Here is a 12,319-nt window from a genome sequence, read left to right as displayed (position 1 = left end):
GACCGCCGATAAAAAATCAAAAAAATTTACACACTTTACTTGACAAACCCGTTAATCACCGCCTCCTACTCTATTTCTTATGACATTTATGTGTTCACATCTGATGGTAGATCTCCTTAACGGTTTCATATGCCATCTTTTTCCTGCGGTACTCGTCCACAATTCCCTTGTTGTTCATGCCCCGGGGCCGTCTGGCAAACCATTCCTCGGACACACGGCAGTCGCAGAACTGCCAGATAAATACGCCTGATGTCTTCTCATGGGACAAAACAGAGGTAAGCTGCTCTTTCAGGATCTGTGCCTGGCGCTCTTCCGACCACTTGGGGTTATGCGATGCGTGGCAGCCGTAAATCGCACCCGCGCCGATCTCACTGATGATAAAGGGCTTTCCTTTGCCAGGTGTTTCCTGTACCCAGCGGTATACATGATCCAGAAATGCTTCCGGCGATTCATCAATATACCATAGAGGATAGATATTCATTGAAACAATATCCGGCAGATCCAGGCATATGTCCTTATCGATGTGGCAGCTGGCAAAGGTGAGCGGCCTGGAGGTATCCAGGCTGCGGATCCGTTCAAACTGTTCGCTGTACACCTCACGCCCGTATTTCGTCATGCTGGCGCATTCATTTAAAATCCCCCAGGTAAAGATGCAGGGATGGTTGTAATGATTTTCCACCATTTCATCGATGCAGTCAAGGCTCTGCCTGCGGAAATTTCTATGGCGCATCTGTTCCTCGCTAAGCCCTCTGGCATGAGCCTCTTCCCATACCAGCAGACCCAGCTCGTCGCACAGGTCCAAAAACCGTTCATCATTGGGATAATGGCAGGTACGCACCGCGTTGGCTCCGGTATCCATGATCAGGCGCAGATCCGCGGCCATCGCTTCCACCGGTATGGCACAGCCAAACTGCCCGTGATCCTCATGGCGGTTAAAGCCCCTGATTTTTAATTTGTTTCCGTTATAGAGTATATCCGTGCCGTTTATCTTTATCTCGCGGAATCCGACCCGGTCGATCAGATCGTCCACCGGCTCCCCGTCTATATAGAGCACTGCCTGAAGGCGGTATAATATGGGCTTGTCCGGCTCATAGGAAACGGCATTGGGAAAAGCGGTATCCTGCTGCAGGACGGAGTTTCCGGCGGGGACAGCCAGGCAGAACTCTGCACAGGTCTCTTCTCCTAAAAATACTTTCAGCGTTACGCCCACAGCCTCTGTCCTGCTGTTTTTGATTTCCGCGGATATCCTGGCATACCACTTTTCATCCCTGGTATATGGTGTAAAATGCAGTTTCCCGATGGAAAGATCCCCTGCGGACTCCACAATCACCGGCCGGGTGATCCCTCCGTAGGTGTAGTAGTCATTCGGCACATGCAGTGCGGATTCCTCATTAAAGGAATTATCCACCTCCACCCTTAGGGTATGCATGCCAGGCGCGGCCTCTGCCTCCGCCTCAAACGGGGTGTACGCATTGTAATGGCGCGCAATCAGCTTCCCGTCCAGATAAACCTGAGCGGTATGGCTGACGCCTTTAAACAGGAAGCGCGCCCTCCCGTCCAGATATAGCTCTTTCTCATAAATTCCCATTCCCTGATAGGATTCCAGTCCGGGATATGTCTCCCAGCAGCTCGGAACCGTTACTCTTCTCTTTTCATCCGGGCTTATGGCGGGATAAAAATCCCACAGACCGCAGATCTCCTGCGATTTTCTTATTTCGTGTGTCATAAATGTTCTTTCCATACCTGCTTCTCCTTATCTATGTCACCAACCGTAGGTTGATGACATTATCAAAAATAGTCCGAGAAATACGGTTTCTCCACCGGTATCAGACGCTCCAGGATCTGAAGCATATAATATTCTGTCTTCAGCCTTTCATGCTCATACAGAAAGGTCGGTCTCTTATATCCCATCAGCATTGTGGTCAGGGTCTGTATATCCAGCTCCACCACATTGATGGACTGGTTGTTGGCCACCTGTTCACAGAGCGTCTCCTCATCCTTCCAGTACACCAGAAAATCGCCGTTGTTCCACGGTGCCATGCCATCGTTCACCTTGAAATGAATCCTTAAATCTTCCGGCGTGATCTGGAACGGGTATTCCAGCAGAAATTCTTTCACATCCACAATTCTGGCCATAATATAGGGTTCAATGGTCTCCATGATTTCGCTGTCCTCAAACAGAAAGGCCATGGGCTCCCCGCTGTAATTAGCGCCTTTTACAAGCTCCACCATGGAGCAGTGAGCGCTGATATAATTCCACAGCCCATGGTTGGCCTCATTATTGAGGTATACCATCTCTTTAATATAGAAGATTTCGTTTTCTATATAGTAAACCACATACCCCAGAGGTTTATGCTCGCTACTGTAATAGACAGCGGCAATCATATCCTCATTGTCCCAGCGCCAGTACTCTTCCCAGGCCAGTTCATCCCTGATCAGGGCTCCGTGGCGCTGCAGCGCAAAATATTCATGGACATTGTGAAAGTCCTCACAGTCCAGGCTCACCCGCTCCACCATGCCGGAGACCGGGTGATGTTTGGGCAGCTGTACGTCTTTGATCGTAAATGTGATTTTATCGGATGCGATTTCCCAGCCCTGCTTGCGATAGAAAGGAATTGAATAAGGATATAAAAAGGAAATGGTCTGGCCCTCTTCCCGCATATATTCCAATATGTGCTTCATCAGCGAATGAATCAGGCCCCGGCCGGAATATTCGGGGTAAGTGGCCACTCCGGTTATTCCGCCCATATCACAGATATTGTCATGTATATTCACCTTCATAGGATAAACAACAATCATAGATGCCAGGTTGCCCTTATAGAACCAGCCCAGCACATAAGATGACCCAAGTACCGGCGCTTTCGCGTATTTGATTTCGTCCTCCGTCCATCCCGTCTTTAATAATTCGTCCGTTGTCACTTGAAACGCGTACCTTAGCAATGCGTTGAACTGATCCAGATCCTCCTCCGTCAGCTGGCGCATGGCAAAATCGCCGTTGGTTTCAAGATATTTACTGTTTTTCATAAATCCTCCCGTCAAATGGCGTTTCCGTTATGTTTTCTTATTATAGCACAATTTACCAGAGAGCGAAAGAGGATTTCGGTTACTGGCTGCGGGGCCGTAAAAGCGTTACAGCGGTTTTCGGTTAAATATGGCTGCAGCGGTAAACAGGTTCAGGATTGTGAGTAACAGAGTACTCGATAGGGGGCGTATGACCGTGTCGAAAACAGGGCCGTCTTTCAGAAGCGCCAGGTTATCGGTTACCAGGCGGATCGGGCTTAAGGGCTGAAACGAAGGCAGGATATCCAGAAACATCAGGGCGAAAAAGCAGAGGACCGGGAGAGCCAGGCCGCCGATGTAGCCTGGAATAACTGACGAGGAAAACAGAATCAGGGAAAGCAGCCATGCGCCGAACAGCCAGACACATGCGACGGATAAAAAAAGATGGGGCACCGCGGCGTCTGCGGGGAACAGAACCCAGGTGTATCCTATGGACACGCCTGTCATCAGGGCCGCCGATGCGGTCCAGATTAGAAGTGAGCTGAAATACTTTGTCAGAATCACCGCGTTTCTGTTGAGCCCTTTGGTCAGAAGGTTGATCAGCGTCCCTTTTCCGATTTCACCGGACAGCATTCCCGCATAGACAAACAGCAGGACAATCAGCCCCATCTGGGTCAGATTTTTAAACATCTGAGTGTATGCATCCATCGCGGTGGGATCGGGGACGGTGATCGTAACGCCTCCTTCCGGCATGGACTCCATCAGCGAGGGCAAAAGCTCCGGTAACAGCTTCGCTGTCAGCGGGCTCATCATGCCCAGCAGCAGAAAGACAGCCGCCAGAATCAGAATGCGGTAGGTCCGGATGGCTTCTATAAATTCCTTTTTCAGAAATGCTGTATATGGTTTCATTCTTCTACCGCCTCCATGAACAGATTTTCAAGGGTGGGTTCCTCCACCTCATATTTTCTAACTGGAACCTGATGATCGGTCAGATACTTTATTATCTGACTGCCTGCTCCTGCGGCATTTCGCAGCTGTACCGTGAGATGGTGTTCCTTTAAAAGCACATCGGTCACAACCGGCAGCTCTTTAAAGGCAGCCTTTAGCTCCTCCATGTGATCATACTCCGGCATGACCTCTACGGACACGCTGTCTCTTCTCTCCTGCTCCCTTAGCCTCTCCAGCTCCCCATCCAGTATGAGACGGCCTCCGTCAAGCAATCCGACATGGTCGCAGATCCGTTCCACATCTGCGAGCACATGGGTGGAAAATAAAACGGTGGTATGGGCGCTCACCTGTTTCAATATGTCCAGGATATCTCTGCGTCCCAGAGGATCCAGGGCGGATGTGGGTTCATCACAGATAAAGAGTCTGGGTTTGCCCAACAGGGCCTGGGCAATGCCCAGCCGCTGCTTCATGCCCCGTGAAAATCCGCTGATTCTCCGGTCTTCGCCGGACAGCCCCACCATCTGCAGCAATTCTTCCGATCTCCTGTGAACGGCTTCTTTCTCCATGCCGCTTATGCCTCCGCACAGTTCCAGATATTCGGATGGCTTCATGTAACCGTAAAACTCCGGCACATCCGGCAGATATCCGATAAAGCGGTTGGTCTTTGTATTTCCGTAGGTCACTGTTTCCCCACAGACGCGGATTTCTCCCGAATCCGGCTTTAAAAGTCCGAGAATCAGCTTCATGGTCGTCGTTTTGCCCGCGCCGTTCTTGCCGATGAAGCCGTAGATGCTGTGTTCTTCAACAGAAAGGCTCAAGTCTTTTACGACCGTCCTTGCGCCAAAACTTTTTGTCACATTTGTGAGCTTAAGAATTTCCATTATCGGTCTCCTCTTCCGACCGTAAAGTATATTACCGGTCCGATGATCTGTAAAATCAGCACCGCAATGCTCCATAGCAAGCGGTTTCCAAAACGGTACTGTCTGTGTCGCTGCACATGAACGAACGCGGTAATGCCAAGCGCAAGCTCCACCAGCACTATCGGTAGTAAGAACGGAAGATATTCGGTGATGGTATCCATAAAGCCTCCTGTCCGCACGAAAAGCGTGCATATAATTATGAAAGTTAATAGCAGGCACGGCTCTTTGCCTGCGGCCGGCCGCTTTAGCGGCTGCTTTCCGCCAGAAGTTCCAGTCTGTGCTTCAGGCGGCGAAAGCGTTCGCTGCTCTCTAACGCCGTAAAAGCAGGGTTTTGCAGCACCGCATCGCGGATCGACCGGCGGATCAGAGATGCGTTTCTAGGGGCGCTGCTTCCCAGCACAAAGGTGTCCAGATAACCTTCCAGATGATCGAACAGGCCGTCGCCTTTCAGCTTCGGATCGTCAAAGCCTTCCTCGCATGCGGTTTGCACATATGCCTCCAGATAATCCAGCGCCTGATCCGTCTCACCGCACTGCTGATAGAGATATGCTGCCTGCAGGTATATATTCAAAACAGCGGCCGGATGCAGCTGTTCCAGCGCAAACGCATGGATAAATTCCTGAAATTCTTTCATCCAGCCATCCAGTTTTTCATTATCGCCCATATACAGCCCCAGCAGCTGGCAGCCGGCTCCGAGAACTGCCACCAGTGAGGCGTAGATCCGGCTCTGCAGCACCGCTCTGGCCTGATCCGGCTGGCCTCTCTGCTGATATGCTCCGGCTAAAAGTTCCGCAGAACCGTCCGTGGGTACCGTCTCCCCTTCCAACAGATCAATTACCTCCTCCGGTTTTCCTGACATAAGAAAGAGAAATGCGCGCATGCACCGCGCCTGCTTTACGAGGTCCGGCTCCTCACAGGCATTTTCAACACGCAGAAACAGCTGCCCGCACTCCTCCGTCAGCCTCTCCCTTTTGGTACTGTCCGTAATCAGCTCCATGTGGTTAATATACAGTATCCCCATCTGCAAAAGCAGCGGAAAGCAGGAATAATATTTGTGAACGATCTCTCTGCATTCCGGATATACCGCATCCCACCCGCTTTCAGCAAAGGCATCTGACAGGCGCAGGTAGGTTTTCCGAAGCTCCTCCCGGCTCATCTGAGGCTGATAATCCACCAGTTCATCGATGGATATATCGAAATAAGAGGCCAGCACCGGCAGGAGTGTAATATCCGGGTAACTCTGTCCCGTTTCCCTTAATTAAAGATATTGTTGGGTAAAAAAGAAAGGTCAGTCGATTTTGCCGATGAAGCGGTAGTAGATTTCTACTTCCTGCTCACGACTTCCGTCCTCGCCCTTGACAGCTTCGTGGACGGTTATTTTTTCAATTAGAGTGTTCAGAAGTTCGGCGGTCAGCTCCACAGGGTTGACATACTGTTTCATTAGGGCAATCCACTTTTCAGCATCCGCTGCGGTCTGTACGGCGGCTTCCATCGTTTCGTGAAGCTGTCTTATTTTTGTTTCAAGTTCCTTTTGCTCGTTCTGGTACTTCTCGGACAGCATATTGAAGTTATACTCGGTTATGCGTCCGGCAGACCAGTCCTCATACATTTTAGCAAACAGCCCGTCAACCTCGGCTTTACGCTTCTCTGCCTTTTTCAGCTCCGCAGCCTGCTTTTTCTTCGCAGAGTTTCTTTCCCTGTCGCTGGCATTGAGTAGCCGTTTCAGCAGCTTGTCCTCGTCTTTCTGTACCATCATAGACCAGTATTGCAGTCTTGCAAGCACATAGGCATACAGTACATCATAGCGGATATAGTGCATGGAACACTGGCGTAATCCCTGTCCGTTTTTGCTGCAATGGTAGTACCCGTATGGGTTTTTGTTCTGCTTGTTTTCCCCATAGGCTAAAGACCATCCGCAGTCTGCACATTTTATCAATCCTGCGAAAATCTGTGTCGTACCGTTTCTGCGTTTCCTGCGTCTGCTTGCAATCAGCTCCTGAACTTTTTGGAACACTTCTTCGGAAATGATGGCTTCGTGGGTATTTTCCACACGATACCATTCTTCCTGCGGCTTCCGCACCTTTTTCTTGTTCTTGAATGAAATGTTGCTCTGCTTGTTGTGAACGCTGTGACCGATGTAGGTTTCCTCTTTCAAAATGCTCTTGACCTGTGCAATCGTCCACGCATAGGCTTTTTCTGCGGGCGCACCGGCGTAGATATTAGCGAAAGTCCCGTATCTTTCATAGTTCAGCCAGCCGGGGGTAGGTACTTTTTCTTCCACCAGAATCCGTGTAATGCTGGCGGCACCCCTCCCGTGTACTGCAAGGTCAAAAATCTTCTCTACAATCCAGCGTGTTTCCGGGTCGATCAGAAGATGACCTTTTTTGTCCGGGTCTTTTACATACCCCAGCGGTGCATAGGCTCCATAGTGTGCGCCATTGGCAAATCTTGTGCGCATGGCAGCCTTGACCTTTTTGCTGGTCTGTCGGGCGTGCATTTCATTCAGGATGTTTAAGAATGGGGCAAGCTCGCTTTCTCCGTTGATGGTGTCCACATTGTCATTGATGGCAATGTAGCGTACTCCTTTGCTGGGGAAATAGATTTCCGTGTACTGACCGGTCAGGATATAGTTTCTTCCCAGACGGGATAAGTCCTTTGTGACAACGCAGTTGATTTTCCCGTCCTCGATGTCATCAATCATCCTTTGGAAACTTGGACGCTCGAAATTTGTCCCGCTCCATCCGTCGTCAATGTACTCGTCTACAACAGTCAGCCCATGCTCTGCGGCATACTGCCTAAGCATCATGCGCTGGGTCTGGATACTGCCGCTTTCCCCCTGTAATTCATCGTCACGGCTCAATCTCAAATATAGTGCAGTGTTATAAATCGTTGTATTGTATGGTTGTTTCACGGTTAAAAATCCTCCTTCTAAAAGAAACAACCCACGCTTATACAATACTCGCTGGTACAAGTATATCATAAGCGTGGGCTGATTGACAGTCGTTATTCCGTATTTTTTTCAGGAAGCGGCGGCAGCGTGCTGGATCACATCTTCCAGTAGGCTGTCAAGCGGCTTCCCATCCTGTGCGAAATGCTCCGATACCTTGATACGGACTTTCCCCATGACAAAATACTGGGTGCCGTCTTTTTCGGTAAGCAGGGTGCCGCTGTTTTTGTTATTGCTCTCGTTTTTGCTTTTTGCCATAGGCAGTTACCTCCATAAATGAAATATGCCCGACAAGGGAATGTCAGGCAGGTGTACAGCCGCAGACTGTCTCCATGTCAACCGAACCGTGTCAACCGGCAGAAAAGACTTTGAAAACAATCCATAGGCGCTCTATGATTACTTTTTACTTTTTCTTTAATTTCTTGGTTGACATGGTTGACAAAGGGGAGAAATGCCCCAAATATCAGGCTTTTCCCCGTCAACCGGCTGTCAACCAAAGCGTCAACCAAACTGTCAACCGGTGGCTTTTCAGAATGGCAGTTCCATTTGCCGGGCTTCTTCTTCCGTGATTTCCTGAAAACCGTCCCCCTCCGGCGGAGCTTGGTTGACACGCTCCCAGCCTTTTTGAGAACCGTATTTCTTATACCGCTTCGGGCTTTTGTAGGCTACCCAGCCCTGTATGATGCCGCCCGCAATGCCGGTATTCATAATCTCGCAGATTGCCCGTGTCTCCCAGTCTGCCGGGGAATTTAAGTTCCCCAATGCTTCCTCATAAAGCTGCTTGGAGCATACCCTGTCGCCGGTGTAGTCCTCCAAATAGGCGTAGATCATGCCGGCCTGTGTGTCTTCCTGCATGAAGTCCTGCTGGTGGGCGTTCAGATATCGGTTCATTTCCATACTGAATGATAGCTTATACTTCCCGCTGCGGTAAACCGTCATGGCTTCCGCCCACATCTGTTCGATATACGCCCTCGCCGCCGCTTCATCATCCAGTATGTGAACCTCCGCCCGTTCCGGGTACACCGTCACGGGGAGAAAGCGCCGGTTGCCGGTGCGGTCACGAGGTAAAAAGTCCTGCCGGTTGGTCGTCCCTCCAAATACACATTGCCGCAGCCGGTCTGCCGGGTGTGTCTCATACGGCACTTTGTAGGTTTCTTTCTGGCGGCTTAAGAATGACTTGATTTCCTCAATACTCTTGGCATTGGCTGTGGCAATCATCTCCGACATCTCGATAATCCAATGCCCTTGCAGCTTGCGGTACACATTTTCATCGTCCAGCTTTTTCAAATCGTCTGAAAACCATTCGTCCCTGCCTGCCAGCAGCCGGAAAAAGGTAGATTTCCCGGCTCCCTGACCACCAACCAGACAGAGCATGACCTCAAACTTGCTCCCCGGTCTGAATACCCGCCGGATGGCTCCCATCAGGAACAGTTTCAAGGCTTCATAGGTGTATTCGTCCGTATCGGCTCCCAGAAAGTGATGCAGGGCGTAACGGATGCGCTCTGTGCCGTCCCATTGCAGGCTGTTCAGGTAATCCCTGACCGGATGGTAGCGGTTTTCATTGGCAACAATCTTGATGGCGCTCTGCACCTTTTTCTCGCTGGTAAGCCCGTAGTTTTCTTCCAGATACAAAAGCAGGTAGTTCATGTCCATGTCGGTCAGCGTGGTACTGGTGCGCTCCCAGCCCAGCGGCTTCACAATGTCAATCTGCTCCGTCAAAAGGTTCAGGCGCAGCGCCCCGCGAAACAGAGGGTCACGCTGGAACACCGTCAGGCAGTTTCGGATGCTGTTCTTCACGCCGCCTTTCTGCGTCCCCTCTAACGTCTCCCGGATTTCTGCTGGAGTCTGCGCCGGTTCCATTGTGTCCATCGTCCTTTTGACCGCTTCCTGCGTTTCCGGCGGCAAGTTCTGAAATTCGCTGTTCAAGCCGCAACACCTCCTTTCCCTGTGCGGCGATCAATGCCGCTTTTTCTTCTATTTCTCCGTATAACAAAATATCCAAAAGGTATTCTGTGTAGCTTATCCTCTGCAACGCTTCCACAAAAAGAGGATGCCAGATGGCATCCTGCGGCTGTGGGGCGTGTGCTGTTTTCCAATGCTCCAGCAGGCGCAGATAATCGCATAGCACCCGGAAACAATACCGTTCCGTTTCCTGAAATCTCTGCTCCGCTGATTTTTGTCGGGGCTGTGACCTGTTGTGACGCTTCCTATCTGGCGGCGCATTGCCGGATTTCTCATAGGAAACGCCGAAGTCCTCCGCAAGCCTGACCGCAGCTTCCCGTTTCCCCAATCCATGCAGCAAAGCGGCAAAGTCGATCACATCCCCGGAAGCCCCGCAGCCGAAGCAGTAAAAGCGGCTGTCCACTTTCATGCTGGGCGTGCGGTCATTGTGGAATGGACAGCAGACCATGCCGTTTCTTCCCACCCGGATTCCATAGAATGAAGCAGCCTGCCGGGTGGTAACAGACTGTTTCACCGCTTCAAATACATTCAAATACTCCCTCCATAAAAATACCGGTAGCGGTAAAGCTGCCGGTTATATCATAGCTCCATCTCATGTTTCTTTCTCTGTACTGCCTGTGGCTGCTCCCTCCGGCGCAGTGCGGTATCTACGGCGTTCTGCACCTGCCGCAGCCGTATGACTTCCTCCCGGAGTGGCTTGTGCTGCGGAGACAGTTCGGCATACTCTGTTTTTAACTGTGCATATTCCTGTTTCCATGCTTTCAGGGCAATGGGTTTTCCGTCCAGTTTTTCTTTCAGAATACGGCGGGCGGCATAAAACAGCCGTAACTCCGCATCGTGGGATGTTTCAAATTTCTCCCTCTGTTTCTTAAACTTGATATTGTTCAATTCCGTATGGACAGGTTTTAGCCGCTGGTAATTCTCGCCCTCCCGTATCAATTCCTGCAATTCCTTTATCCGGGCAGATTTCTTTTTCATGGAGCCGCTTAATGCTTCAAATTCTTCACTGACAGAGGAAAGACGCTCCTGCAAATCCTCTAATGTGAGCAGCTTGTTTTCCGTCAGATAATTGACGGCTTCGGCAAACTGCTTTAAGTTTCCGGTTCTGGCTTTATTGCTCCATGCCCCTGCGTTGCGCTGGTTGTAATAAGCGATCAGCAGGTCGGCAAGGCTCGGTGTCTGGGGTTTGGAAAGTTCTTCTTTTACCTCTGCCATCCAGACAAACAGGGCTTTGATCTTCTTCCTCACATCCTGCATGAGCCGGTTGGTGGCTTTAATCCAGCGGTTCAGTTCCCCTTTCTCGGTGCGGATGCCCTTTGCTTCCATCTGCCGGACATTAGCTCCCTCGTGGACAGTAGGTATCAGGTCAAGTCCCTGCCGCACATAGGAACGGTGGTCGATACGCACATCCAGCCCTTTTTCCTCAAATTTTGTATTAACGGCAGCCGCCCACTGCTCCCGCCAGTGTTCCAGCGTTTCCGGTTCATGCCAGTCTGTTGTATGGACAGCGTTAAACATATAATCGCCGTTTTTATCCCGGATTTGGTTCCCATCTTCATCAAGAAGATATTCCCGCCGCTGTTTTTGTCCCCATGTGCCATCCGGGTTCAAGGGGCGCATGGTTGTCATCACATGGAAATGCGGGTTAGGGATGCCGCCGTCCTCTTTCTCCGGGCTGTGAAAAGCAAGGTCGGCAATCATGCCTTTTGCCACAAACTGCTCCTGCACGAACTTCCTCGCCAGCTCCATGTTTTCTTCCAGCGTCAATTCATTCTGCATGGCAATATCAAAGGAATAGGCAAGCTGTGCTTTTGGATGTTTCTCGCAGCTCTCCACAGCATTCCAGAGGGTCGCCCGGTCAAGATATATTTCCGGCGCATGGGGCGGCAGCATGATTTCCGAAGCGATCACGCCGCCCTTTTTGGTGTAGTCGCTAACTTCTCCATAGTAGCTGCTGTAAAGACGCTCCCCGGCTCGGTAGGCTGCGCTGGCAATGGCGCTCTGACCGGCGCTGCGCTTGATCTGTGCGATTGAAAAATGATAAAGTGCTATCCTTAGTCACCGCCTTTCTCCTGCCCGGAAATACGGGCGTGGTTCTCTGCGGCAGACCGGATGAAATGCTCCGCCTGCGGCAGATTCAAAATGTTTTCCATGAGGGAATAAAATTCCGTTTCGGTCAGCCCCTTTGTCTGTGGTGCAATGCTCTCAACGGCTGCCCCACGGGTAATCAGCCGGTGCGTCCTCTGTTTTCGGGAACCGCTTTCCAGATACGCCTGCCGGTTTTTCAAACGCTGCATTTTCCGTTTTTCCCGTTCCAGCAGGACAGTGGTTTTTTCATATTCCTGCTTCAACTGTTCCAAAGATTTTTCCATATTCTCACATCCTTTGCCGATAAGATAAAGAAAGACCATCCGCAGACAGTCTGTGTGTCAGTGCTTCTATAAAACCCGATGGAAAGGGAAAACCGCAGAGCGGATTTCCCTTTCCATCGGGTACACAGGGGATAGCCGCTTTAGCGGCGCAAGGGGGGGGTGCAGCCACC

12 protein-coding genes are annotated in these 12,319 nt (G+C 50.8%); all 12 read right to left on the bottom strand.

From position 1 onward, the window contains the following. Positions 1-94: 94 nt before the first annotated feature. The 12 genes from DWZ56_RS19145 to DWZ56_RS19090 all read right to left on the bottom strand — a co-directional run bounded on the left by DWZ56_RS19145 (position 95) and on the right by DWZ56_RS19090 (position 12,149). Complete coding sequence (locus tag DWZ56_RS19145; RefSeq protein ID WP_118558205.1) at positions 95-1,741, bottom strand: glycoside hydrolase family 2 protein; 1,647 nt, start codon at positions 1,739-1,741, stop codon at positions 95-97. 47 nt (positions 1,742-1,788) lie between these two features. Then, positions 1,789-3,024, bottom strand: coding sequence for a GNAT family N-acetyltransferase (locus DWZ56_RS19140; protein WP_118558204.1), 1,236 nt, complete (start codon positions 3,022-3,024; stop codon positions 1,789-1,791). A gap of 105 nt (positions 3,025-3,129) precedes the next feature. Further along, the gene (locus DWZ56_RS19135) at positions 3,130-3,909 is read right to left on the bottom strand and encodes an ABC transporter permease (RefSeq protein WP_118558203.1); all 780 of its coding nucleotides are present in this window, start codon (positions 3,907-3,909) and stop codon (positions 3,130-3,132) included. Further along, on the bottom strand, positions 3,906-4,829 hold the full coding sequence (locus DWZ56_RS19130; RefSeq protein ID WP_118558202.1) for an ABC transporter ATP-binding protein: 924 nt from the start codon (positions 4,827-4,829) through the stop codon (positions 3,906-3,908). Before DWZ56_RS19130 ends, DWZ56_RS19135 begins: the two co-directional genes overlap by 4 nt. After that, entirely contained in the window at positions 4,829-5,029 is a 201-nt protein-coding gene (locus DWZ56_RS19125; protein ID WP_118558201.1) for a PLDc N-terminal domain-containing protein, read from the bottom strand. The genes DWZ56_RS19130 and DWZ56_RS19125 overlap by 1 nt, the downstream gene beginning before the upstream one ends. 83 nt (positions 5,030-5,112) lie before the next feature. Beyond that, positions 5,113-6,081 carry a tetratricopeptide repeat protein gene (locus DWZ56_RS19120; RefSeq protein WP_118558200.1) on the bottom strand — a complete coding sequence of 323 codons (969 nt, stop codon included), beginning with the start codon at positions 6,079-6,081 and terminating at the stop codon, positions 5,113-5,115. A 75-nt stretch (positions 6,082-6,156) separates the two neighbouring features. After that, entirely contained in the window at positions 6,157-7,779 is a 1,623-nt protein-coding gene (locus DWZ56_RS19115) for a recombinase family protein (RefSeq protein ID WP_118558199.1), read from the bottom strand. Between the two features lie 108 nt (positions 7,780-7,887). Further along, the gene (locus DWZ56_RS19110; protein ID WP_004849804.1) at positions 7,888-8,073 is read right to left on the bottom strand and encodes a hypothetical protein; all 186 of its coding nucleotides are present in this window, start codon (positions 8,071-8,073) and stop codon (positions 7,888-7,890) included. A 270-nt stretch (positions 8,074-8,343) separates the two neighbouring features. Beyond that, positions 8,344-9,684, bottom strand: a complete 1,341-nt coding sequence (locus DWZ56_RS19105) for a virulence-associated E family protein (RefSeq protein ID WP_009321442.1) — start codon at positions 9,682-9,684, stop codon at positions 8,344-8,346. Continuing rightward, on the bottom strand, positions 9,569-10,309 hold the full coding sequence (locus tag DWZ56_RS19100; protein ID WP_118558198.1) for a CHC2 zinc finger domain-containing protein: 741 nt from the start codon (positions 10,307-10,309) through the stop codon (positions 9,569-9,571). The genes DWZ56_RS19105 and DWZ56_RS19100 overlap by 116 nt, the downstream gene beginning before the upstream one ends. Before the next feature lie 47 nt (positions 10,310-10,356). Beyond that, positions 10,357-11,829, bottom strand: a complete 1,473-nt coding sequence (gene mobQ / locus DWZ56_RS19095) for a MobQ family relaxase (protein ID WP_199679626.1) — start codon at positions 11,827-11,829, stop codon at positions 10,357-10,359. Positions 11,830-11,831: 2 nt separating this feature from the next. Further along, the gene (locus tag DWZ56_RS19090) at positions 11,832-12,149 is read right to left on the bottom strand and encodes a DUF3847 domain-containing protein (protein ID WP_118344068.1); all 318 of its coding nucleotides are present in this window, start codon (positions 12,147-12,149) and stop codon (positions 11,832-11,834) included. Positions 12,150-12,319 lie beyond the last annotated feature (170 nt).

Source organism: Lachnotalea sp. AF33-28 (assembly GCF_003477885.1).
In the GTDB taxonomy this organism is placed as follows: domain Bacteria; phylum Bacillota; class Clostridia; order Lachnospirales; family Lachnospiraceae; genus AF33-28.
The sequence above is the reverse complement of the archived record's forward strand: the minus strand, read 5'-3'. Positions and strand labels throughout refer to the sequence as shown.

Bases quoted from the DNA above. Each gene is read 5' to 3' on its own strand.
- DWZ56_RS19145 (WP_118558205.1), bottom strand. From the start codon at position 1,741: ATGGAAAGAACATTTATGACACACGAAATAAGAAAATCGCAGGAGATC.
- DWZ56_RS19140 (WP_118558204.1), bottom strand. From the start codon at position 3,024: ATGAAAAACAGTAAATATCTTGAAACCAACGGCGATTTTGCCATGCGC.
- DWZ56_RS19135 (WP_118558203.1), bottom strand. From the start codon at position 3,909: ATGAAACCATATACAGCATTTCTGAAAAAGGAATTTATAGAAGCCATC.
- DWZ56_RS19130 (WP_118558202.1), bottom strand. From the start codon at position 4,829: ATGGAAATTCTTAAGCTCACAAATGTGACAAAAAGTTTTGGCGCAAGG.
- DWZ56_RS19125 (WP_118558201.1), bottom strand. From the start codon at position 5,029: ATGGATACCATCACCGAATATCTTCCGTTCTTACTACCGATAGTGCTG.
- DWZ56_RS19110 (WP_004849804.1), bottom strand. From the start codon at position 8,073: ATGGCAAAAAGCAAAAACGAGAGCAATAACAAAAACAGCGGCACCCTG.
- DWZ56_RS19105 (WP_009321442.1), bottom strand. From the start codon at position 9,684: ATGGACACAATGGAACCGGCGCAGACTCCAGCAGAAATCCGGGAGACG.
- DWZ56_RS19090 (WP_118344068.1), bottom strand. From the start codon at position 12,149: ATGGAAAAATCTTTGGAACAGTTGAAGCAGGAATATGAAAAAACCACT.